Origin of the sequence: Granulicella rosea, assembly GCF_900188085.1 — a bacterium.
Classification (GTDB): domain Bacteria; phylum Acidobacteriota; class Terriglobia; order Terriglobales; family Acidobacteriaceae; genus Edaphobacter; species Edaphobacter rosea.
Genome location: NZ_FZOU01000001.1, coordinates 235,596 through 257,347 on the forward strand (window position 1 = coordinate 235,596; position 21,752 = coordinate 257,347).

Annotated in this window: 19 protein-coding genes; 11 read left to right on the forward strand and 8 right to left on the reverse strand. The window is 63.6% G+C overall.

The genetic code is table 11. The annotated features are described in order from the left end of the window. Positions 1 to 160: 160 nt before the first annotated feature. Positions 161 to 655 carry a VOC family protein gene (locus CHB87_RS01060; RefSeq protein WP_245817747.1) on the reverse strand — a complete coding sequence of 165 codons (495 nt, stop codon included), beginning with the start codon at positions 653 to 655 and terminating at the stop codon, positions 161 to 163. A 67-nt stretch (positions 656 to 722) separates the two neighbouring features. On the opposite strand from CHB87_RS01060, the gene hscA reads away from it, so the two are divergent. Both hscA and CHB87_RS01070 read left to right on the forward strand, forming a co-directional pair. Further along, complete coding sequence (hscA, locus tag CHB87_RS01065; protein WP_089406537.1) at positions 723 to 2,738, forward strand: Fe-S protein assembly chaperone HscA; 2,016 nt, start codon at positions 723 to 725, stop codon at positions 2,736 to 2,738. A gap of 1 nt (position 2,739) precedes the next feature. Then, positions 2,740 to 3,168 (forward strand): 2Fe-2S iron-sulfur cluster-binding protein, encoded by a 429-nt coding sequence (locus CHB87_RS01070; protein ID WP_089406538.1) that lies wholly within the window; start codon positions 2,740 to 2,742, stop codon positions 3,166 to 3,168. Between the two features lie 155 nt (positions 3,169 to 3,323). Here the strand turns inward: CHB87_RS01070 and CHB87_RS01075 are convergent, their stop codons facing one another. Both CHB87_RS01075 and CHB87_RS01080 read right to left on the reverse strand, forming a co-directional pair. Further along, positions 3,324 to 4,640, reverse strand: coding sequence for an ABC transporter permease (locus CHB87_RS01075; protein ID WP_089406539.1), 1,317 nt, complete (start codon positions 4,638 to 4,640; stop codon positions 3,324 to 3,326). Between the two features lie 330 nt (positions 4,641 to 4,970). Continuing rightward, complete coding sequence (locus CHB87_RS01080; protein WP_089406540.1) at positions 4,971 to 7,037, reverse strand: prolyl oligopeptidase family serine peptidase; 2,067 nt, start codon at positions 7,035 to 7,037, stop codon at positions 4,971 to 4,973. 120 nt (positions 7,038 to 7,157) lie between these two features. Between CHB87_RS01080 and CHB87_RS01085 the strand changes: the two genes are divergently transcribed. Next, positions 7,158 to 8,318 (forward strand): hypothetical protein, encoded by a 1,161-nt coding sequence (locus CHB87_RS01085; RefSeq protein WP_142988148.1) that lies wholly within the window; start codon positions 7,158 to 7,160, stop codon positions 8,316 to 8,318. A 52-nt stretch (positions 8,319 to 8,370) separates the two neighbouring features. Here the strand turns inward: CHB87_RS01085 and msrB are convergent, their stop codons facing one another. After that, the gene (gene msrB, locus CHB87_RS01090; RefSeq protein ID WP_089406542.1) at positions 8,371 to 8,988 is read right to left on the reverse strand and encodes a peptide-methionine (R)-S-oxide reductase MsrB; all 618 of its coding nucleotides are present in this window, start codon (positions 8,986 to 8,988) and stop codon (positions 8,371 to 8,373) included. A 116-nt stretch (positions 8,989 to 9,104) separates the two neighbouring features. Between msrB and CHB87_RS01095 the strand changes: the two genes are divergently transcribed. Both CHB87_RS01095 and CHB87_RS01100 read left to right on the forward strand, forming a co-directional pair. After that, positions 9,105 to 10,199, forward strand: coding sequence for an ABC transporter permease (locus tag CHB87_RS01095; protein WP_089406543.1), 1,095 nt, complete (start codon positions 9,105 to 9,107; stop codon positions 10,197 to 10,199). Beyond that, positions 10,192 to 10,974 carry an ABC transporter ATP-binding protein gene (locus tag CHB87_RS01100; RefSeq protein ID WP_089406544.1) on the forward strand — a complete coding sequence of 261 codons (783 nt, stop codon included), beginning with the start codon at positions 10,192 to 10,194 and terminating at the stop codon, positions 10,972 to 10,974. The genes CHB87_RS01095 and CHB87_RS01100 overlap by 8 nt, the downstream gene beginning before the upstream one ends. 171 nt (positions 10,975 to 11,145) lie before the next feature. On the opposite strand, the gene CHB87_RS01105 is transcribed toward CHB87_RS01100, so the two are convergent. After that, the gene (locus CHB87_RS01105) at positions 11,146 to 12,237 is read right to left on the reverse strand and encodes a mechanosensitive ion channel family protein (protein WP_089406545.1); all 1,092 of its coding nucleotides are present in this window, start codon (positions 12,235 to 12,237) and stop codon (positions 11,146 to 11,148) included. 131 nt (positions 12,238 to 12,368) lie between these two features. On the opposite strand from CHB87_RS01105, the gene msrA reads away from it, so the two are divergent. Further along, positions 12,369 to 13,058 carry a peptide-methionine (S)-S-oxide reductase MsrA gene (gene msrA, locus CHB87_RS01110; protein ID WP_089406546.1) on the forward strand — a complete coding sequence of 230 codons (690 nt, stop codon included), beginning with the start codon at positions 12,369 to 12,371 and terminating at the stop codon, positions 13,056 to 13,058. 414 nt (positions 13,059 to 13,472) lie between these two features. On the opposite strand, the gene CHB87_RS01115 is transcribed toward msrA, so the two are convergent. Further along, positions 13,473 to 13,802, reverse strand: a complete 330-nt coding sequence (locus CHB87_RS01115; RefSeq protein ID WP_089406547.1) for a CsbD family protein — start codon at positions 13,800 to 13,802, stop codon at positions 13,473 to 13,475. A gap of 110 nt (positions 13,803 to 13,912) precedes the next feature. Between CHB87_RS01115 and CHB87_RS01120 the strand changes: the two genes are divergently transcribed. After that, positions 13,913 to 14,620, forward strand: a complete 708-nt coding sequence (locus CHB87_RS01120; RefSeq protein WP_089406548.1) for a hypothetical protein — start codon at positions 13,913 to 13,915, stop codon at positions 14,618 to 14,620. 5 nt (positions 14,621 to 14,625) lie between these two features. Here the strand turns inward: CHB87_RS01120 and CHB87_RS01125 are convergent, their stop codons facing one another. Beyond that, positions 14,626 to 16,248, reverse strand: a complete 1,623-nt coding sequence (locus CHB87_RS01125; RefSeq protein ID WP_089406549.1) for a DHA2 family efflux MFS transporter permease subunit — start codon at positions 16,246 to 16,248, stop codon at positions 14,626 to 14,628. Positions 16,249 to 16,373: 125 nt separating this feature from the next. Here CHB87_RS01125 and CHB87_RS01130 point away from each other — a divergent pair, with 125 nt between their 5' ends. The 3 genes from CHB87_RS01130 (at position 16,374) to CHB87_RS01140 (ending at position 17,748) form a co-directional block, all read left to right on the forward strand. Continuing rightward, on the forward strand, positions 16,374 to 16,976 hold the full coding sequence (locus tag CHB87_RS01130; protein WP_245817748.1) for a TetR/AcrR family transcriptional regulator: 603 nt from the start codon (positions 16,374 to 16,376) through the stop codon (positions 16,974 to 16,976). 82 nt (positions 16,977 to 17,058) lie between these two features. Then, on the forward strand, positions 17,059 to 17,424 hold the full coding sequence (locus CHB87_RS01135; protein WP_245817749.1) for a type II toxin-antitoxin system RelE/ParE family toxin: 366 nt from the start codon (positions 17,059 to 17,061) through the stop codon (positions 17,422 to 17,424). A gap of 3 nt (positions 17,425 to 17,427) precedes the next feature. After that, positions 17,428 to 17,748 (forward strand): XRE family transcriptional regulator, encoded by a 321-nt coding sequence (locus tag CHB87_RS01140; RefSeq protein ID WP_089406550.1) that lies wholly within the window; start codon positions 17,428 to 17,430, stop codon positions 17,746 to 17,748. On the opposite strand, the gene ligA is transcribed toward CHB87_RS01140, so the two are convergent. Beyond that, positions 17,716 to 19,875: an NAD-dependent DNA ligase LigA gene (gene ligA, locus CHB87_RS01145; RefSeq protein WP_089406551.1), complete on the reverse strand. Its 2,160-nt coding sequence runs from the start codon at positions 19,873 to 19,875 to the stop codon at positions 17,716 to 17,718. The genes CHB87_RS01140 and ligA overlap by 33 nt on opposite strands. 64 nt (positions 19,876 to 19,939) lie before the next feature. Here ligA and CHB87_RS01150 point away from each other — a divergent pair, with 64 nt between their 5' ends. Next, complete coding sequence (locus tag CHB87_RS01150) at positions 19,940 to 21,046, forward strand: metal-dependent hydrolase (protein ID WP_089406552.1); 1,107 nt, start codon at positions 19,940 to 19,942, stop codon at positions 21,044 to 21,046. Positions 21,047 to 21,752: the final 706 nt, after the last annotated feature.

Here is a 21,752-nt window from a genome sequence, read left to right on the forward strand (position 1 = left end):
CGGACTTAATCAGAGCACCCCTGAAAGAAGCCTGTCATCCTGAGCGCAGCGAAGGACCTGCTTTTCGCTCGTGCCGCCAGGTCGCTTCAGGCAGAGACGCAGATCCTTCCCCTTCAACAAGCTCAGGTCAGGATGACCGGAGGTAAGTAAGGAAAGCCATCTACCCTGCCCACGGGTCGTACTCGCCGACGGACCACAGGTGGCCCTCCGGGTCGCGGCAGGCGAAGGCTTTGCCGCCGTACGGCATCTCGGCCAGCTCCGTGACGATGGTTGCGTTGGCCGCCAGCGCCATTTCGTAGACAGCCGTGGCGTCGGCGACGATCAGGCAGGGGTGCTGGGTCTCGCGCAGGCCGATCTCGTCCGGATGCGCCATCATTTCGGCGTATGCGCCTTCGTTGGTTGCGCTGCCGAGCATGATCATGCCGTTGCCGAAGCTGAGCTGCGCGTGGGCGACCGTGTTGTTGGGTCCATCGTAGACGGCGTGGCGCTCGAAGCCGAAGGCGCGGACGAGCCAGTCGATGGCGGCGTGGGCGTCGCGATAACGCAGCCCCGGAATGACGGTAGAGATCGTGGCTTTGGCTGGGCTCGGCATCGGTTGCTGACCTCTGGCGGCTACGGAGATAAGATACCGCAGCCGCGCGAGAACGGCCAGCATCGAATCCACTATGCCCGCGCCGATTGTAGGACAATGGGGTGACAGCTTTTTCAAGGATTGAGGATTCATGGCAGAGGGACGTGTTGTAGGGATCGACCTGGGTACGACGAACTCGCTGGTGGCCTTCATGGAAGGTAGCCACCCGGTGGTGATTCCCGGCGAGGACGGCGAGCGGCTGGTGCCGTCCGTCGTCGCCTGGACGGAGAACGGCGTGGCCGTGGGCAACGCCGCGCGCGCGACGCTGATGTCGGATTCGGCCAGCGCGGTCTACTCGGCCAAGCGCCTGATGGGACGCGACCTGGACGATGTCGCTGAGGAGCTGAAGCTCTTCCCCTTCAAGCTGGCCGAGGGCGCGAAGGCGGGCGAGGTGCTGCGCCTGAACGTCGGCGGACTGACCATGACGCCGCCCGAGATCTCGGCCTATGTGCTGCAGCAGCTCAAGAAAAACGCCGAGCGGTTCTTCGGCGCGCTGGTGACGAAGGCGGTCATCACCGTTCCCGCGTACTTCAACGACGCGCAGCGGCAGGCGACCAAGGACGCCGGACGCATCGCCGGCCTCGAAGTGCTGCGGCTGGTGAACGAACCCACCGCGGCCGCGCTGGCCTATGGGCTGGACAAGAATCGCGACGGCGTCATCGCGGTCTACGACTTCGGCGGCGGCACCTTCGATGTGTCGATCCTGAAGCTGCACGAGGGCATCTTCGAGGTGATCGCGACCGGCGGCGACACACATCTGGGCGGCGACGACATCGACAACCTGCTGATTGCCATCGCGTTAGACGACATCGCAGGCGATTTGGGTACAGACGTTCGCGGCAACGCGGAGGCGGTACAGGCCGTCCGCAAGGCCGTCATCGACGCGAAGATTCGGCTCTCGGACGAGGATTCAGCCAAGCTGGACGTGGCGCTGCCCGGCGGCAAGCGCTACCTGCGGGAGATCACCCGCGAGCAGTTCGAAGGGCTGATCGCGGGCGTGATCGCGCGCACGGCGGTTCCCTGCCGACAGGCTTTGAAGGACGCCGGCCTCGCGGTCGAGGCGATCGACGAGGTCGTGATGGTCGGCGGATCGACCCGCATCCCGGCCGTCAGGACGATGGTGGCGGGGCTCTTCCAGCTCGAAGCGCGCGGCAAGAAGTTGCACACCGAGTTGAATCCCGACGAGGTCGTCGCGCTGGGCGCGGCGGTGCAGGCGCAGATTCTGACGGGCAACAACAAGGGTTCGGCGCTGGACGATCTGCTGCTGCTGGACGTCACTCCGCTTTCGCTGGGAATTGAAGCTCTCGGCGGCGTGGTCGCCAAGATTATCCAGAGGAATTCCACCATTCCGGCCAGCGCGACCGAACACTTCACGACCGGCGTCGACGGCCAGACCAACGTCGCGATCCACGTCGTGCAGGGCGAGCGCGAGCTGGCCAAGGACTGCCGGTCGCTGGCGCGCTTCGACCTGAAGGGCATACCGCCGATGGTTGCCGGCCTGCCGCGCATCGAGGTCAAGTTCCTGATCGACGCAAACGGCATCCTTCATGTCTCCGCCCGCGAGCAGCGCAGCGGCAAGGAGGCCGAGATCGAGGTGAAGCCGACCTACGGGCTGACCGACGAGCAGGTCGAGACGATGATTCTCGACTCCTTCGACAACGCCGAGGCGGACATTACCGAGCGCCAGGTGATCGAGGCCAGGAACGAGGCCGAGACGATCCTCGAGGCGGTGAAGAAGGCAAAGCACGGCGAGGCGTGGCAGAAGCTGACCTCGGACGAGATCGAAAAGATCTCCGCCGGCGTGACAGAGCTGGAGGCCTCGAAGCAGGGCGGCGACTATAAGATCATCCGGCAGGCGATCGAACGGCTGGACAAGGCGACGCGCCGTCTGGCGGAGCTGATGATGGATTCCGCCGTGGGCGGCGCGATGCAGGGCAAGACGATGGCCGCGGCGGGCGACGCGATGGGAGCGGGTCTGGGCGCGACGCCCTCCGCCCCGCATGCGTTCGCGAAGGCCGAGGTCAGCGAAGACAACGGCGCAGGTAAGATAGAGCAGGAGGCAGGCATCTCGGAAGAGGATGTCGCCGGAGAGTCGACGGAAGATTAATATGTCAGAGCACGCAATCGAGCAGCATGTAGATTTGTCCCAGCCCGCCGGACCGGATATGGTGCGGGTCACCTTTCTGCCGGAGAACAAGACGGTCGAGTTCAAGTACGACACCATGCCCTACGACGGGCACGGTCTGCCAATGTCGTTTCTCGACGTGGCGGAGAACTACGGCATCTTTCTGGATCACGCCTGTGGCGGCGTATGCGCCTGCACAACCTGTCACCTGTGGGTGAAGGAGGGTGCAAAGGGCGTCTCGGAGCCGGAGGACCTGGAGCTCGACCGCATGGAGACGGCTGCCGATATCCAGCTCAACTCGCGCCTCGGCTGCCAGGCGGTGATCGAGAAGCCAGGCACGTATGTCGTTGAGATTCCGAAGTGGAACCGGAACTATGTGCAGGAAGGCAAGCCGTCGACGCCGGCGAAGTAGTTTCTTTGGAATTACCGCCCAGGCGGTCATCCTGAGCGGAGCGCAGCGAAGTCGAAGAACCTGCGTCTTGCCCGGAGTTGCATCGGCGCTCCGGGCAAGACGCAGGTCCTTCACTGCGTTCAGGATGACGGGCGCCTTGGGCAAATGGATAGAACTTATTCGTACTTCAGCGTCTCGACCGGATCGAGCGAGGCCGCGCGATTCGCCGGCAGCGTGCCGAAGATCACCCCGACCGCGACCGAACAGAGCAGCGCCATCACCGCGCCGAAGGTACTGGTCGGCACCTGGAACGGCGTCAGCAGGCCAACCAGCATGGGGATCAGCAGCCCCAGCGTCGTGCCGACGACGCCGCCGGCGAGCGACAGGAAGACCGCCTCCGTCAGGAACTGCAGCCGAATCTCGTACACCGTCGCGCCGAGCGCCTTGCGGATGCCGATCTCGCGTGTCCGGCTCTGCACGTTCGCGAGCATCGAGTTCATGATGCCTACGCCCGAGACGACGAGCGTAATCAGCGAACCGAGCGTCAGCACGACGGTCAGCATATCCATGATCTTGGCGAGCTGGTCGAGCATCGCCGTCAGCACCTGCGCGTTATAGACCGAGGTGGCGCGGTGGCGTCCGCGCACGATTTCGAGGATGGTCTTCGAGGCCGGCACGACCATCTCCGGCGCCTTCATGGTGAAGAAGATCTCCTTCAGCGTGTCGTTGCCGGTGAAGTAGCGCGCGACGGGGTACGGGATGAGCAGCGTGTGATCGCTGATCTCCGACTGCCCGTAGGTGTCGAAGCTCTCCTTGAAGACGCCGATGATGGTGAACGGGATGCCGGTGATGGTGATCGTCTTGCCGACGGCCGCGTCCGAGCTGCCGAAGAGTTCCTTGGCGAAGGGCTCGACGATGTCGGTGACCTTCTGATGGCCGGCGTTGTCCTGGTCGTCGAAGAAGCGGCCCGTGACCACCTTGAGATTGCGCACGATCCGGTACTGCGGCGAGACGCCGAGGATCATCGTCTCCTTGGTGATGCCGCTGCCGATGCTGATGTTGTCGTTCAACTGCGCCATGGGCGAGTAGGCGACAATGCCCGGCACCTGTTCGACGACCGCGTTCATATCCTCGCGCGTCATGTAGTCGGGCGTGGAGGTGTTGTCCGGGCCGCTGATGTTGCCGCCGCCGTACTGCAGCTCGATCTTGTTGGGGCCGATGCTGGTGAGCTGGTCGAGCGCGTACTGCTTGCCGGTAAGGCCGAGCGTCGCGACGAGAATGACCGAGGCCGAGCCGATGACCATGCCGAGCATCGTCAGCAGAAACCGAACCTTGCTGGCGCGGAAGCTGTCGACCGCCAGGCGCCAGGTTTCGACGAAGGCGATGGAGGTCTTGGCGCTGGCGAGCGTGCGGTCGAAGCTGCTCTCGGAGCCAAGGGGGCGCTTCGGGGTGAAGTTCGTCGTGCCCGGCTTGGGTGTGCTCGCGGTCGCCATGTCAGTACAAGTTTAGATGTGTTTTTCGTTCGACGGGGTTCGGGGATTTGAAATTGGAAGACGCTCTTGGTTCAAGGTCTGGTTAAGGGCATGCCTTCAGCCATGCCCTTAGCGCAATCCCCGCAACATTGCCCCAAACGCTCGTCATCTCGACCGGAGCGCAGCGCAGTGGAGAGACCCCCGCATTGGCATTTGCCGTTGCTTGTTCTTGCTCATCTTGACGCTGCTTCAAGTCAATGCCTTGCCGAAAAAGCGAAATGCGGAGGTTTCTCCACTCCGCGACGCTCCGGTCGAAATGACGACAGTTTGGTTGTAGATCTCCAGTAGCCGTCATTCCATCCCCAGCGACTTTACGAGAAACGCGTACATATCCGCCGTGACATCCACCTGCTTCGAGAGCGGCATGCCGCCGCCGTGTCCGGCGCGGGTCTCCACGCGGATGAGGATGGGCGGTGCGTCCGGCGCGGCGGCGGCCTGCATGGCCGCGGCAAATTTGAAGCTATGCGCGGGGAAGACGCGGTCGTCGTGGTCGGCCGTAGTGATCAGGGTCGGCGGATACCGTGTGCCTTGGACGACGTTGTGGACGGGGCTGATCTTCAGCAGCGCGCGGAACTCCTCCTCCACCTCGCTGGGGCTGCCGTAGTCCGGCTTCCACGCGTAGCCGATGGTGAACTGGTCGAAGCGCAGCATATCCATCACGCCCACCTGCGCGACTGCCGCGCCGAAGAGCTCCGGCCGCTGCTGCTCGCAGGCCGCGACCAGCAGGCCGCCGTTCGAGCCGCCGTTGATGGCGAGGCGCGCGGGCGTGGTGTAGCCGTTCTGAATCAGGTACTCCGCGCAGCCGATGAAGTCGTCGAAGACGTTCTGCTTCTTGGTCTTCGTGCCGGCCTCGTGCCAGGTCTCGCCGTACTCGCCGCCGCCGCGCAGGATCGCCTCGGCGTAGATGCCGCCCATCTCGATCCACGCAAGGCGCGAACTTGCGTAGGCCGGACCGAGCGACACGCTGAAGCCGCCGTATCCATAGAGAAGCGCGGGCGAGCTGCCATCGCGCTTCATGCCTTTCTTGTACGTCAGGAAGAGAGGCACGCGCGTGCCGTCCCTGCTGGGCGCGAAGACCTGTTCGGTCTCATAAAGCGCGGGATCGAAGACGAGCTTCGGCGCCTTCCAGACCGTCGAGGTGAGGCTCTCCATGTCGAGCCGGTAGACGGTCGCGGGCGTAGTGTAGTTGGTGAAGACGAAGAAGGTCTCGGTATCCGAGAGTTTGCCGCCCGTGAAGCCCGTCGCGCCGATGCCCGGCAATGCGAGCACCTGTTTCAACTCGCCGTCGAGCGTGTGGAGCGAGACCTCGCTCTTCGCATCGACCAGGTAGCTCGCGATGATCGTGTCATGCACCAGCGCGGCGCTTTCGAGCGTGTTCTTCGACTCGGCGAGCACGGTCGTCCACTCCTGCGGTCGCTCCATGTCGAGCTTCACGATCTTGCCGTTGGGCGCGTCCTTGTTGGTCTGGAGCCAGACCGTGCCGCCGATGTTGCCGAGCCAGCTATAGATGGCGTCGTCGACCGGCGCGATGTGGATCAACGGCGCGTCGGGCTGCGTAAGGTCGCGCGCGGCGAGCGCGTTGGTGTGGCCCTTGCCCTGGGTAAAGACGAGCCAGCGGCCATCGTCCGATACGCCGCCGTTCGAGAGCACCTCGCCGTCGTCCGGCCGCTCGAAGACGACCACGTCGTCAGTCTGGGGCGTGCCCAGCTTGTGGAAGTAGACCTTGTGGAAGGCGTTCAACTGCTTCAGCGCGGCGGCGCGTTCTTCTTCCGTCTTCGGCACGCCGAAGCTGGAGTAGTAGAAGCCAGTCCCCTGCTTGTTCCAGCCGATGCCGCTGAACTTGACCCACTCGACGAGATCCGGCAGGTCCTCGCCGGTCGCGACATGCCGGACGCGGATCTTCTTCACATCGCTGCCAGCCTCGGAGAGCGCATAGGCCAGAAGCGCGCCGTCATCCGAGACGGCGGTCGAGTCGAGCGAGACGGTGCCGTCCGCGGCCAGCGTGTTGGGGTCGAGCAACACCTGCGGCTCGCCCGCCAGCCCATCTTGCCAATACAGGACCGCCTGATTCTGCAGGCCGGAGTTGCGCCGGTAGAAGTAGCGTCCGGCGGCGGACTCCGGCGGCGAGAAGCGCTCGAAGTTATAGAGCTCCATCAGCCGCGCATGGATCTTCTCCCGCTGGGGCACGGCGGCGAGGTACTCCTGGGTGAGGGCGTTCTCGGCGTCGACCCACTCCTTCACCTCGGCGGAGTCGACGTCCTCCATCCAGCGGTAGGGGTCGGCGACCTGCGTGCCGAAGTAAGTGTCGATCTGGTCTGCCTTGCGCGCCTGCGGGTACTGCCGTGTTGCGTTGGTCATAGGAGATATGGTCGCAGATGCGGCCGGCTTTTCCGAAATTTGCGGTATGGCTTGAGCCGTTTTCTCATGCCGAAGGTCTATCCCTTAGAATCAGGGCCCGCGTCACCGAGGAATCTCCTTATGGCTGCAAGCTCCCGCTGGCGTTGCTGCGCGTTGGCTCTTCTGCTGCTGGTCTGCCTGCGGCTGGGGGCGCAAAACCCGCAGCCAGACCCGTACTCCGAAACCGCCGCGCCGACGCCCGAACGCATCGCCACGCTGCTGAAGTCCGGCGATCCGCGCGACCGCGCGTGGGGCGCCTTCCACGCCGTCCGAACGAAAGACGCAAGCTTCCTACCCGAGTTGACCGGGCTGGCCGAGCGCTGGGAGCCTCTGCCACACCCGGCGCTGGATCATCCCGTGCCGCCACTCGACACCCGCCAGCACAACGAACTGGACGCCATGGCGGCTGTGCTCGACGGCGTCATCCAGTTCAACGGCAAGCTCTCGCCCAAAGTGCTGCTGGCGCTGGCGGACGATCTGCCCGCTCAGGCCGCCGTGCTGCTCTCTCGTCTCTCGCAGTCCGAGCAGGAGCCCGTGCTGATGGCGATCTTCACCAACCCAAAGCCCGCGAACTGGGTGGAGACGCGTTTCTCCGCCCAGATGCTGACGCTGAAGCCTCCACCCACCTTCGCGGCCAGGCTGATGCACGACATGAAGATCCCGGCGACGATCTACGTCGTGGACTCCATCGTTGGAGGCATGGGTTCGAACAACGACTGCGGCGCGTTCTCGAATGTAGGCAAAGCGGGTTGGCCCGCCGCCGGTCAGTACAGCCTGCGGGAGCGGCCTGCGAGCGACAAGTTCATCTCGATCCCGGTCGTTCGCGGCCTCCATCCGCTCTACGCGGTGCGGATGGTTCGGGGCCTTGCCCTCACGGTTACGTCCACGTGCGACCTGCGTCCTTTGACAGCTGCCGTCCGCATCGAGTTGCTCTCTCAGATGCTGGGCGCCGCGCCAGATAAGGCGCTCGGCATCGCCGCCCCAGCCGGGACGACCATTCCCGCCACGTCAACCGCCGAATATGAAAAGAGCCTGGCGGAGTTTGTCACGGTCCAGCTCGACACCTTCCAAGCCGTCGAGCGCAGACTGACCGCCAAGGGGTACGTCTCGCTGGACGAGATGGCTGGCGGCGCCTCCGAACCGGAGCTGGTTTTGACGCTCGCCGACTACCGCCAGGATAAGAGCTTCGAGCTGCCGAAGATCGCCTTCAATCGAGGCAGGGTGTCGTGGAGCGGCCAGTGAAGGCGTCTTCGAGAGCTGTCAGCTTATAGCGACCGAGCTGACAGCTCGAGACTTATGCCTTTGCCTCTGCCGGAGCAAATCGCAGCGACGCCGAGTTCATGCAGTAGCGCATGCCGGTCGGCTGGGGGCCGTCGTTGAAGACATGGCCCAGGTGGGCGTCGCAGCGGACGCACTTCACCTCCACCCGCAGCATGCCCATCGAGTGATCGGTCAGTTCGACCACGTTCTGCTTCGCGATCGGCTCCCAGAAGCTGGGCCAGCCCGTGCCCGAGTCGAACTTCGCGTCGTAGCTGAACGACGCCGTATCGCAGCAGATGCAGCGGAAGACGCCCTTGCGGTGCTCGTTCAGGCTGACGCCGGTGCCAGGTATCTCCGTGTCGGCCTTGCGGGCGATGTCGAAGGAGTTCTTGCCCAGTTGCTGCAGCCACTCCGCATCCGACTTCACGATCTTCGGCACGGTGACCTTGCCGATCTTCTTGCCGGCGTCGGTGAAGTTGACGATGGTGACCTCGCCCGGCGTGCCGTGTACCTCCGCGCTGGCCTCGACTCCGGCCGGATGGCGCAGCGCAAGCGCGCCGACCGAGACCGCGGCTGCCGCGCCGACGGCGAAGAAGCGGCGGCGGGTCAAACCTGCTGCCTGCGGATTGCTACTGGAACTGGCATCGAACATGCAACACCTCTACCTCATTGACGTATGTCCATTGGACGTGGATGAGACCCGGCAGGACTCCAAAGGTTACGCCGGGCCATCGCCCAAGTTCACGCGGCAACGGTATACTGAAGCTCTTGGTCAATAAACTCATCTTCGCCAACCTCCTCCATCGGCCCCTGCGGACCTTTCTGTCGGTCCTTGCCATCGGCGTCGAAGTCACCATGATTCTGACGCTGGTCGGCGTCTCGCACGGTACGCTGGATGCGACCAGCCGCCGGGCGCGCGGCGTCGGCAACGACGTGCTGATCCGGCCGCCAGGGAGCATCGCGCTCTCGCTCACCTCGGCCGGCATGAGCGAGAAGCTGCTGGTGAAGCTGAAGGACGAGGTGCCGCACGTCACGATCGCGACCGGCAGCGTGGTGCAGTCGCTGGGCGGTCTCGACACGCTGACCGGCGTCGACTTCACCGCGATGAACGCGATGGCGAAGTTCAAGTTTCTCGCCGGCGGCCCGTTTCAGCAGGATCAGGACATCCTGATCGACGAGCACTACGCCAAGCAAAAAAAGCTGCATGTCGGCAACCACCTGAAGCTGGTCAACCAGGACTGGACCGTGCGCGGCGTCTACGAAGAGGGCAAGCTCGCCCACATCCTCTGCAAGGTGGACGTGCTGCAGAATCTGACCGGCAATCCCGGTAAGCTGTCGCAGATCTACCTGAAGGCCGACAATCCGGCCAACGCGCAGGCGATCGTCGATAAGGCGAAGGAGCTTCTGCCCGGCTACCCGATCTACACGATGGAGGAGTTTACCTCGCTCCTGACGGCCAGCTCCGTTGGGCTGCTGGACCAGTTCGTCGGCGTGGTGATCGGCGTGGCGGCCATTGTGGGCTTCATCGTGGTCTTCATGGCGATGTATACGGCCATCCTCGAACGCACCCGCGAGATCGGCATCCTGAAGTCCTGCGGAGCCGGGCCTTCGTACATCCTGAACATGCTCTTCCGCGAGACCTTCGTGATCGCGCTGATCGGCATCGTCTTCGGCATCCTTCTCACCTATGGGACGCAGTGGCTGATGCAGCATGCCGTGCCCGCCTCGCTGGTGCAGGAGACGGTCTACTACTGGTGGCCGATCACCGCCGCCATCGCCATTGCCGGCGCCGCGCTCGGAACCGTCGTACCCGCGATCAAAGCCGTCCGGCAGGACGCGACGGAGGCTTTGAGCTATGAGTGAGTCTCTGAATCCCAACCTTCAGCCGGAGATCGTGCGCAACGAGTCCGGCGAGCACATCGTGCTTTCGACCGACAATCTCGAGCCGCTGCACACGCCGGTGGTCAACGCGCCCATCATCCAGGTGCGGCTGCTGATGAAAACCTACCGGACCGGCGAGGTCGACGTCCACGCGCTGAATGGCATCGATCTGGATGTGCCGCGTGGGCAGTTTCTAGCCATCGTCGGCACCTCGGGCTCGGGCAAGTCCACTCTTTTCAACATCCTCGGTGGCCTCGCGCCGCCGACCAGCGGCACGGTCAAGATCAACGGCCGCGACCTGGCGATGATGAACTCGACCGAACGCACCGACCTGCGCAAGCGTACGGTCGGCTTCGTCTTCCAGAAGTACAACCTGCTGCCCACCCTTACGGCCAGGCAGAACATCCAGATCGTCCGCGACATCGCGGGCCGTCCGCTCGACTTCGACGACCAGTTCAAGGAAGTGCTGGAGATGCTGGGCATCGCACGGCGCATGGATCATAAGCCGCGCGCACTCTCGGGCGGCGAGCAGCAGCGCGTGGCGATCGCACGCGCGATCGTGAACGGTCCGGCGATCCTGCTGGCCGATGAGCCGACCGGCAATCTCGACACGAAGAACTCCGACATCGTCCTGACGCTGCTGCGCGACCTGAACAAGCGCCTGGGCCAGACGATCCTGATGATTACCCACAACCCCGAGGCCGCGGCCTACGCCGACCGGACGATTCAGATGCGGGATGGGAAGATCGTCGGCTGAACAGTCGAAGCTAAGAGGCTGCACGAACTGCGTTTTGCTTAAGGGCTGCCTGCGCCGCGGCTTTAGCCGCGGAGATACGCCTCTACCGTGTGCCACCTCGAATGGAAACCGTACCCCAGCGGCTAAAGCCGGACTCGTGGCCGTGGGGACGGCATGGCTGAAGCCATGCCCTTAACCTGCGGAGTTTTTGCCGTCGAACTGGCCGATGACGCGTGTGGTCGGGAACGCCGCGGGGTAATGTTCGCGAATCCAGGCGATCATCTCCTCTCGCACCAGGCACCGCAGGTCGAAGCTCTCGCTGGCGTTTCGGCTGCTCATCAGGCAGCGGAGCTCCATCGTCTTCTCGCTCAGGTTGGTCACCTGCAGGCCGCAGACCCGCCCGTCCCACAGCTTCGACGCCTTGACGATGACGTCCAACTGCGCGCGCAACTCCGGCACCGGGACGGTGTAGTCGACATACAGAAACGATGTGCCCATGATCTCGGCCGACTCGCGCGTCCAGTTCTGGAACGAGTTCTCGATGAAGTAGCTGAGCGGCACGATCAATCGGCGCTGGTCCCAGATGCGGATGACGACGTAGGCGGTCGTGATCTCCTCGACCCGGCCCCACTCGCCCTGCACGATGACGACGTCGTCCAGCCGAATCGGTTCGGTGAGCGCGATCTGCAGGCCGGCGAGAATGTTCGCGGCGGTCGACTTCGCCGCCGTCGCGAGCACCAGCGACGCGACGCCCGCCGACGCCAGCAGCCCCGTGCCGTAGTGCCAGATACGGGGATCGTGGAAGCTCCACAGCAGCGCGCCGATGGTGACGACCACGATGAATGAGATAACCATCCGGCGGAAGAGCTGGAACTGCGTGTGGATGCGCCGCGCCTGGATGTTGTTCTCTTCGTGCAGGTCGTAGCGGCGCAGCAGCACGGTCTGCGCGACGTATACGCTGCCGATGGCGAACCAGCCGAGGCAGACGATGGTCGCCATGATGAGCCCTTGACGGATGCCGTCCTCCAGGTCGTCCGGCAGGCGCGGCACGCTGGGCAGCACGGCGAAGAGGCATGTAATCAGAAAGATAGCCCGTGCCGGATGCGCCAGATGCGTCTGGATGCCCCAACCCGCATGGAACTCTCCCACTTCGCCCGCTCCCTTCGCCTCCCTGCGGCGGAGGATGCGGAAGACGATGTAGTGCGCCAGGTTGGCGACGACGATGGCTGTGCAAAACAAAAAGATCGCCAGAAACCAGCGGTGCGTGATGTGCGGAAAAGTCATCGGGCAGGCGTTCTCCGGGTGAGCTTGCGTGTGGGATACTCTGAAGTTGGATGCGCTGGGTCGAGTCTAAGCCAGGGCGCCACATCCGGCTGTAACCACCTTGCGTCTAATTCTCAGAGGCGTTGAAATCTATGTTCCGCTCTTCCGTTTTGTTCGCATCGCTCGCTCTCGTCGCCGTCCTGTTCGTCGGATGCAGTCGGGTCTCCGCCGCCACCGGCGTCGGCGTGCCCATCCCCGTCGCGGCAACCGACGATACGCTCGCCGCCAAGTCCGGCCGCGAGACCGCGGTCTTCGCCGGCGGCTGTTTCTGGGGGACGCAGTCGGTCTTTCAGCGCGTCAAGGGCGTGAAGACGACCACGGCCGGATACGCCGGCGGATCGGCCGCCACCGCGACCTACGACCAGGTGACGACCGAACGCACCGGTCACGCGGAGTCGGTCGAGGTGGTCTACGACCCGTCGAAGATCACCTACGGCACGCTGCTGCGCATCTTCTTCTCGGTCGCGCACGACCCCACGCAACTGAACCGGCAGGGCAACGACGTCGGCCCCAGCTACAGGTCGGCCATCTTCTACCGGACGGACCAGCAGAAGAAGATCGCCGAGGCCTATATCGCGCAGCTCGACGCCGCGCACGTCTTCCACGGCAAGATCGTCACCGAGGTGACGCCGCTGAGGAAGTTCTTCGACGCGGAAGACTATCACCAGGACTACGCGACCAAGAACCCAGGCGACTCCTACATCCAGATCTGCGATGTGCCCAAGACGGCGGCGCTGAAGGAGCTTTACCCCGATCTGTTCGTGCCTTATAAAGGCCACTAACTTTGCCGCTGCAACGCAAAAAGCCTCCCGAATCGGGAGGCTTTTTTCATGCAGTACTACCGAAGTCTTCTTTCTGGGTTGCTGCGCACAGGGCACAAAACCGGGAACTTTCAGAGATTCGCCTTGGGCGAATAGAGAACGCCCCGGAGTTGAGAGCTCCGGGGCGTTTCCGTAAAGAAAGGAGACTGGATCATGAGCCTATTGGGAACGGCTAAAGCTCACGGATCGATCACGTTGCCGGGAACACTCGTTGTTACCGTCACCGCGTTGGTTCTTACTGCTACGGTCATCATCGTAGTGCTGGTGTTCTAACCTAACCCTCCAGATCGGCGGCAACCAGTCTGGAGGCCTACTACTTTCAATATGATGCACCTAACTATTCGCAGGTGCAAGCATGATATCGGCAAATCTGGGTTACCGGTTCAGATCGTGCAGGGTCTCGCCTGCCGCATGCGCGAGCTGGCCGGCTGCGTCCTTGATTGTGCCGATAGCCTGATCCGCAACACCCTCGTCCGCCAGATCCTGGTCTCCGGTGACGCGGCCAAAGCCTTCTTTGACCTTGCCGACGACGTTCGTTCCAAGACCTGTGGCCCGCTGCTTCGAGCCCCAGCCAAAGGTCTTGTGCGCGGCGTCTTCGACCGAGTCCGCGCCAGTCGCATACTGCGGCGCGGTAATGCCGTTGACCAAGAGGTAGACTGCGGCGGCCAAAGCGCCGCCGGCAAGGATCCAGGGAAGCTGTTTCATCGGTATATCTCCTGCGCTGTTGGATGCAGAAGATGGAAGCCGTGGGATGTCCGATTCCGCAAAAATTGCATAGCATGAACAGCGGGATATCATCTATGCGAGGACGGTGCGTGGACGAACCCAAGCCAAAGCGAAAGATCGCTCGAACGGTCCGCGCCGCGATCATCGGCGTCCTCGCCTGCGTCATCCTCCTGACCGTCGGCGGGTATATCGCGTCGGAGATCGAAGCATGGCATCTTGTCCAGGAGCTTGCACAGGATGAGCCTGGCCTCGACCTTCTTCCCAAACCTCTCGTAGACCGTCGCGTCGCCCAACTTGAAGGTCCGCGGATCGAACGCTACGGTATTTCCTTTCAGGTTCCGTGGAAGGAGTCCGCAAAGGAGAGACACTTCCGCTCCCTCGAAATCCTTGCCTTCGCTGGCGGAGGCAGTGTGATGATTCTCGACCCGGCGCAGCTAGGCCCCTTCGCGACAACCGGCTATGAGTCGGCGGCGGCATCTTTTCAGACGAGCCGCGCCGACGCAAGATGGTGGTGGACACCGGGAAAGAACAGAAGAACGTTTCTGTTGCTGATGGAGAAGTCGAACTTAGTCCATCCGAAAGATACGGTTCTCTATCGCGTCGAAGGCAATGGATACCGCGGCTTTCAGTCCGGCGATCCTGAGCAGGAGCCGTTCACAGTCACACTCCATCTCTTCGACGAACACGACCGGCACTACGAGATCATTCTCGCCACGTCGAAGGGCGCGGCGCACCCGGCCATCACGCAGCCTGAGATCAACGCCATCGTCGCCTCGATGCGCCCCGCCAAGCCGTAGTGTTCTCAGTGCCCTTCCGGCAGCTTGCCGCCGAGTTTGAAGCTCGCGGTAAAGAGCACCAGCGGCGCCGCGACCAGCGTCACGACACCCAGCACATGGAAGCAGTCCATAAACGCCAGCAGCTTCGTCTGCGATTCGAGCTGGTTGTAGTAGCGCAGGTACGCGGCGCTCATCGCGTCGACCTTCGAGAAGCCGTGTACCTGCAGGTACGCCGCCGTCTGCTGCACCGCGTCGTGCAGCGGGCCGGAGCTGGGCGCGAGGTTCGCCCCCATCACCGACTGGTGGAAGTTCTGCCGGCGCTCGGACATCGTCGTAACGAACGCCACGCCGAAGCTGCCGCCCCAGTTGCGGAAGAAGTTCGTCAGCGAACTGGCGCGGTTGTTCTGGTTCGGCTTCAACTGCGAAAGCGAGATCACCGACAACGGCACGAAGAAGAACGCATACCCAAGCCCCTGCAACGCGCGCGCCCAGGCGTAGTGCGCGTAGTCCGTGTCCAGGTTGAAGTGGCTGTAGTGAATGAACGAGATGCCGACGACCATGACCGCGCCGAACATCAGCACCTTGGGCTTGACGATTTTGCGCTGCACGAGTTGCGCGCCTATCGGCGCCAGCAGCGTAATGACGAACGCGCCCGGCCCAAGCACCAGTCCCGCGTCGATGGCGCGGTAGCCATAGAGCGACTGCAGAAGTTGCGGAATCATCGTCGTCGACGCGAACAGGCCGAAGCCGAAGATAAAGTAAAAGACGCATCCGATGACGAAGTTGCGCGTCTGCAGCAGACGCAGGTCGATGACCGGGTCCGGATGGTGCAGCTCCCACAGGACCGCCGCCGTCATGCAGCCGATGCCGATGACGAACATCCACACGATGAACGACGAGCCGAACCAGTCGTCGATCTGTCCGCGGTCGAGCAGCATCTCGAGCGCCGCCGACCCGATGCCGATCAGCGCGATGCCGATGCCGTCGACGCGCAGCTTGCCATCCGCGCCACGCACCGTCTTGCGCTCCTCGGCGAAGGACGCCGGATCCTGCACGAACTTGTTCGTCAGCCAGAGCGAGATCGCTCCAATGGGGATGTTGATCAGGAACACCCAGCGCCAGTTGTAGTTATCCGTAATCCAGCCGCCCAGCACCGGCCCGATCGCCGGCGCCGTGACGATCGCGACCGTGTACAGCGCGAAGGCCGAGGCGCGCTTCTCCGGCGGGAAGGTATCGACCAGGATCGCCTGCTCGACCGGCGCGAGGCCGCCGCCGCCGATGCCCTGCAGCACCCGCGCCATCAGCATGACGCCCAGCGTCGGCGCGACGCCGCAGAAGAACGACGTGATGGTAAACAGCGCCACGCAGGCCATGTAGTAGTTCTTGCGGCCGAAGACGCGCGAGAGCCACGCGCTCATCGGCAGCACGACCGCGTTCGCGACGAGGTACGTCGTCAGAATCCAGGTCACCTCGTCGAACGAACGGCCCAGACCACCGGCAATATACGGCAGAGAGACGTTGGCGATGGAGGTATCGAGCAGCTCCATGAAGGTCGCCAGCGTTACCGTCAGCGCGATCACCCAGGGGTTGATGCCGCGGCGCGCGATCTCCTGGTCGGGACGTTCGTGGATGACGGCTGCAGTGGCCATAATGAGGGGCATGCTCCAAACTGTGAGAATAAAAGAGACCGAGTGGTTTCTTTTATAATAAGATTCGGCGGAGCAGGGGTTGGATGCGCGATCTTTTTCGGCGTCCAATATCGAGGGGGCTTGCGATGGCTGAAACCGTGACCAAAGGCGATCAAACGCGGCAACGCATTATTGAGCAGTCGGCGCCGCTGTTCAACCAGCGCGGCTTCGCGGGCTGCTCCATGCAGGACATCATGCAGGCGACGGGGCTCGAAAAGGGCGGCCTGTACCGGCACTTCACCAGCAAGGAAGAGCTCGCCGCGGAGGCCTTCCGCTACGCCTCCGCCCGGTCGATCGCCCGCCGCATGGCCATCGTCGAGCAGACCGAGGGCTCCGTGGCGAAGCTGCGCGCGCTGGTGCACGCCTTCGTCCATGTGCCGTCGCAGATCCCCGGCGGCTGCGTGCTGATGAACACGGCCATCGACGCGGACGACACCAACCCCACGCTGCGGCAACTTGCGTACGACAGCATTCAGCGGTGGAAGTCGCTGCTGATCCGGGTCGTCGAAGAGGGCATCGAGACCGGCGAGGTCCGCCCCGAGACCGAGCCCCGACGCATCGCAAATACGCTCATCGCGACGCTCGAAGGCGCGCTGATGATCAGCCGTCTGGAGGGCGACCGGAAGGCGCTGGAGGACGTGGAAGTGGTATTGAACGGCGTGCTGGATGGGATCGCGGCGCCGATCTAAATATACGGTTGACAGGATATATTGTGAGACGTAATCTCGAGTCGTGTGGACCGTCCTTGTAGGCGAGGAGTTTGATCCAGAGTTGCTGGCGCTGGACCCTGAGGTTCAAGATGCCCTCTTCAAGATGGTCCGTTTGCTCCAACAGTTTGGACCTCAGCTTGGCAGACCGCATGTCGATACGCTGAAGGATTCGAAGCACACCAACATGAAGGAGCTGCGCTTCGACGCGATGGACGGCGTCTGGCGCGTCGCCTTTGCCTTCGATCCAGATCGCCAGGCGATTCTACTCATCGCGGGCGATAAGTCCGGTGGGAGCCAGACACGTTTTTACCGGGAACTGATCCGAAGAGCAGACATCCGATTCGATGCCCACCTCGCTCGTCTCCAGGCCGCGGCAGACGACGCCAACAAGGCAACCAAGAAGAAGAGCAACAAGAAAGGAAGATAACTCATGACCCGGAACGTCGATGAATTGATTCGTGCTTTGCCCCCCGCACGCCGGCGGAAGATCGAAAAAGAGGCGGCCATACTGATTCGAGAAGAGATGAGTCTTCAAGAACTCCGTCGCGCCCGCGAGATGACGCAAGTCGCCATGGCCCAGACCCTGGGTATCGCACAGAAGCAGATATCGGAGGTGGAGAAGCGCACGGACATGCACATCTCTACGCTGCGGCGCTCCATCGAAGCGATGGGCGGCAAGCTGTCGTTGGTGGCCGAGTTTCCGGATCGCGAGCCGGTTCTACTGACCGGCATCTCCGACCGGAGCGTCTAGCGTTCCCGGCCCATTCTCCAGCAGCGCCAGCAACCCCGGCTCATCGAGCACCGGCACCCCAAGCTGCGTCGCCTTCTCGAGCTTCGACCCCGCTTCCTCGCCCGCCACGACGTAGCTGGTCTTCTTTGAGACCGAGCCGGAGACGCGTCCGCCGGCGGCCTCGATGCGTTCCTTGGCGACGTCGCGCGTCAGCGTCGGCAGCGTGCCGGTCAGGACGAAGGTGAGCCCAGCGAGCAGGTCGGTCGTCACCTTCTTTTCGGCCAGCATGGTCAGGCCGGCCTCGTTCTTCAGCCGGTCGACCAGCTTTCGGTTGGCTTCGATCGCAAAGAACTCCAGCACGGTCTGCGCGACCTTCGGGCCTACCTCATTGACCTTCAGCAGGTCGTCCAGCGTGGCGTATTTGAGGGCGTCCATCGAACCGAACGCCGAGGCCAGCAACTGCGCGGTGCGCTCGCCGATAAACCGGATTCCAAGGCCCAGCAGCACGCGGGCGAGTGGGACGGACTTGGACCTTTCGATCTCGTCGAGCAGCGCCTGCGCGGACTTCTCGCCAACGCGGTCGAGACCGAGCAGATCTTCCTTCTTCAAGAAATAGATGTCCGCGATGGAGTGAATCAGCGGCTCGCGCACCACCGGCGGCGCGGTCTCCTCTTCCGAAGCCGGCGACGCCAGCGCATCGGCCTCGTCGGCGGACTCCAGCGTCTGGCCCAGCAACTGCGCGACCATCGCCTCGCCCAGGCCTTCGATGTTCATCACGCCGCGCGAGGCGAAGTGCAGCAGCACCTCGCGCAGCCGCGCCGGGCAGCTCTCGTTGAGGCAGCGCCAGTCGACCTCGCCCTCGACCTTCACCAGCTCGCTCGCGCACGCCGGGCAGTGTGTGGGAAAGACGATCTCCGTGGCGCCGCGCGGATGCTTCGCGTCCTCGACCACCTCGGTGATCTTTGGGATCACGTCGCCGCCTCGCTCGACCGAGACCGAATCCCCGATGCGTACGCCGAGCCGCGCGATCTCATCCGCGTTATGCAGCGTGGCGCGGCTGACGGTCGTGCCGCCGATGAAGACCGGCTTCAGCGCGGCGACCGGCGTCACCTTGCCCGTGCGGCCGACCTGGAACAGAACGTCTTCGAGCAAGGTCACGGCTGCACGTGCCGGGAACTTGTACGCGATCGCCCAGCGCGGCGCCTTGCCGGTGAAGCCCAGGCGGCGTTGCAGCGTGGTCGAATCCAGCTTGATGACGATGCCGTCGATCTCGTAGCCGAGCGAATCGCGCAGCGGCTCGCACCCTTCGATAAACTGCCAGACCTCGTCGATCGTGGCGACGGTCGCGGTCCGCGGATTGACCCGCAGCCCGGCCTTGCCCAGCGCGGCCAGCGTCTCGGACTGGCGCGGCAGCAGCATCTCGCCACCCTCGGCCTCGAGCAGGAAGTAGGCGTAAAAATCCAGCCTACGCTGCGCGACGATGTTCGGTTCGAGCGTGCGAATCGTCCCGGCGGCGGCGTTGCGCGGATTGACGGCGGGCGCCTGTCCCGCAGCCTCGCGCGCCTCGTTCATCTTGACGAAGGCAGCCTGCGGCATGACGCATTCGCCGCGCACCTCGAAGCTCTGGGGCAGACCGGCCGCGTGCAGCTTCGCGCCGGAGATGCTCAGGGGGATCGACTTGATCGTGCGGACGTTCGAGGTCACATCCTCGCCGGTCGTCCCGTCGCCACGCGTCAGGCCGCGTTCGAGGTGCGCGCTCTTTCCCGGCCCCGGCCTGTAGTGCAGAGCCAGCGACAGGCCGTCCAGCTTCAGCTCGCAGGTGTAAGCGACCGTCTCGGACGAGGGCAGCGCGGCGCGGATGCGGGCATCCCATGCGCGCAGCTCCGCCTCGTTGTAGGCATTGTCGAGCGAGAGCATGGGCCGCGAGTGCGCGACCTTGGCGAAGCCGTCCTTCGGTTTGCCGCCTACGCGCTGCGTCGGCGAGTCGGGCGTGACCAGCTCCGGGTGTTCGGCCTCGAGCGCCTTCAGCCGGTTCATGCGCTCGTCATACTGGGCGTCGGTCCAGACGGGGGCGTCTTCGACGTAATAGAGATGTTCGTGGTGGCGCAGCTCTTCGCGCAGCTCGGCGATCTGTTGTTCCGGACTCATTCCCGAGATTATAGAGAATTCGTCCCGCCGATTCGGTGCGATAACGGTATCCTCAACAGACACCATGGAGCCCGTCACCCACATCCTTACCGGCGCCTGTCTTGCCCGCGCGGGCTGCAACCGCAAGGCCGCCTACGCCACGCTCGCCATGGCCGTCGCGGCGGAGTTTCCCGATATCGACACGCTGTGGAGCATCGGGGGGCCGGTCGCGAGCTTCGAGCACCATCGCGGCTGGACCCACACGCTGCTGGGCCTGCCGTTCGAGGCGACCTTCCTCGTGCTGCTGGTGTGGCTGCTGCACCGCTGGCGCACGCGCCACGGAGGCATCACCGCCGCGCCCGTGCGCTTCGGTCTGCTGTGGTGCTTCGTGCTGCTCGCGCTCCTGAGCCACATCTTTCTGGACTGGACGAACAACTACGGCGTGCGGCCATTCTTCCCGTTCAATCCGCACTGGTACGCGGGCAGCTTCGTCTTCATCTTCGAGCCGGTGCTCTTCGTCTTCCTGCTGGGCGGGCTGGTGCTGCCGTCGCTCTTCGGTCTCATCAACTCCGAGGTGGGCGCGCGCAAGCCCGCGTTCCGAGGACGCGGCTGGGCGGTCGCCGCGCTTCTGGGAGCGTGTGCGCTTTGGGGCTGGCGCGCCTTCGAGCACAGCAAGGCGGTCCAAACAGCGCATCTTGACTTCGACGCGATCCCAGTACCGCCCCATCCGCACGATCCGGGCACGCTGGAGACAGTTTTGTACCCCGCGACCACTCGCATCAATAGCATTTCGGCCAGCCCTTACCCTATTGATCCCTATCACTGGCACGTGATTATCGATACGCCCGAGCTCTACCAGACCCAGACCTTCGACACCCGCACGGGTCTGGCCGAGCCGCTTACCCCAACCGATACGATCTTCAAGTCCGCACCGACGCTGGCCACGCTGGCGGCTAAGCGCAGTTGGCTGGGACAGGCGTATCTGGACTGGTCGCAGTACCCGGTCGTCTCGCAGACCAGCCCGGACCCCAACCCGAACGGTCCGGTGACGGTCACGTTTCAGGACCTGCGATTCCTCTACGACACGCCGCTGCTGAAGATGCGTGGCCGCGCTCCGTTGACCGGCACGGTCTTCCTCGACCCCAATCATCGGGTGGAGCGGATGGAGTTGGACGGGCGCGCGCAGCGATAGGGTCGGTTGTCAGGTCTGTTGGCGCGCTCCACCGACCTGTCATCCTGAACGAAGTGAAGGACCTGCTTCTCTGTTTGAAGCGCAACCGCCGCCGGCGCGGCCACGGGCGAGAAGCAGGTCCTTCGACTCCGCTCAGGATGACAGGCTTTTTTTTGCTGGGTTCGAAAGATCGAACCCAATCGCGATCCAACCCAAATCCATCGACCGACGGCTTCTCCGCAGCAGCGCGCCAGAGCATGGCTATCCCCCGATCGGGGCAGACCTGGTTACCACCGTGGTTCGCCTACGCCCCACCTCGGGGCGATGGCGAGCTCCGCCAGGCGGCGCGAGACTGGTCTTGTCAGCAACGACTGACCAGAAAAGAGATCGCCATGCACGACATCCTGATTGCCTCCGCGTTCGTTCTCATGCTCCTCGCCCCCTGCTTCAGCTCGCTCTTCAGCTCGAAGGAATCGGCATAGCAAATCCCCCAAAGGTGTTAGTCCGGCTGGCGCCTTCGTCCGGCGCGCATCGACCAACGAGCGATGTTGTATTTCGCGACACAGGCCGAGACTTGGATCTGTAAGCCGATGGGAAGGGAGTAACACCATGCACGACGTACTTGTAGCTGCCTCGTTCCTCGCCATGATCGTCGTACCCAGCTTCGTCTCCCTGCGCACCGCCCCGACGGACGACGCGCAGTAAACCGCAAGGATCGGCCAGGGCC

Coding starts and splice junctions, on each gene's coding strand:
- CHB87_RS01085 (WP_142988148.1), top strand. CDS start 7,158: ATGGCTGCAAGCTCCCGCTGGCGTTGCTGCGCGTTGGCTCTTCTGCTG.
- CHB87_RS01105 (WP_089406545.1), bottom strand. CDS start 12,237: ATGACTTTTCCGCACATCACGCACCGCTGGTTTCTGGCGATCTTTTTG.
- CHB87_RS01075 (WP_089406539.1), bottom strand. CDS start 4,640: ATGGCGACCGCGAGCACACCCAAGCCGGGCACGACGAACTTCACCCCG.
- CHB87_RS01070 (WP_089406538.1), top strand. CDS start 2,740: ATGTCAGAGCACGCAATCGAGCAGCATGTAGATTTGTCCCAGCCCGCC.
- CHB87_RS01125 (WP_089406549.1), bottom strand. CDS start 16,248: ATGGCCACTGCAGCCGTCATCCACGAACGTCCCGACCAGGAGATCGCG.
- CHB87_RS01115 (WP_089406547.1), bottom strand. CDS start 13,802: ATGAAACAGCTTCCCTGGATCCTTGCCGGCGGCGCTTTGGCCGCCGCA.
- msrB (WP_089406542.1), bottom strand. CDS start 8,988: ATGTTCGATGCCAGTTCCAGTAGCAATCCGCAGGCAGCAGGTTTGACC.
- hscA (WP_089406537.1), top strand. CDS start 723: ATGGCAGAGGGACGTGTTGTAGGGATCGACCTGGGTACGACGAACTCG.
- CHB87_RS01140 (WP_089406550.1), top strand. CDS start 17,428: ATGACCCGGAACGTCGATGAATTGATTCGTGCTTTGCCCCCCGCACGC.
- CHB87_RS01130 (WP_245817748.1), top strand. CDS start 16,374: ATGGCTGAAACCGTGACCAAAGGCGATCAAACGCGGCAACGCATTATT.
- CHB87_RS01060 (WP_245817747.1), bottom strand. CDS start 655: ATGCTGGCCGTTCTCGCGCGGCTGCGGTATCTTATCTCCGTAGCCGCC.
- ligA (WP_089406551.1), bottom strand. CDS start 19,875: ATGAGTCCGGAACAACAGATCGCCGAGCTGCGCGAAGAGCTGCGCCAC.
- msrA (WP_089406546.1), top strand. CDS start 12,369: ATGTTCCGCTCTTCCGTTTTGTTCGCATCGCTCGCTCTCGTCGCCGTC.
- CHB87_RS01080 (WP_089406540.1), bottom strand. CDS start 7,037: ATGACCAACGCAACACGGCAGTACCCGCAGGCGCGCAAGGCAGACCAG.
- CHB87_RS01150 (WP_089406552.1), top strand. CDS start 19,940: ATGGAGCCCGTCACCCACATCCTTACCGGCGCCTGTCTTGCCCGCGCG.
- CHB87_RS01100 (WP_089406544.1), top strand. CDS start 10,192: ATGAGTGAGTCTCTGAATCCCAACCTTCAGCCGGAGATCGTGCGCAAC.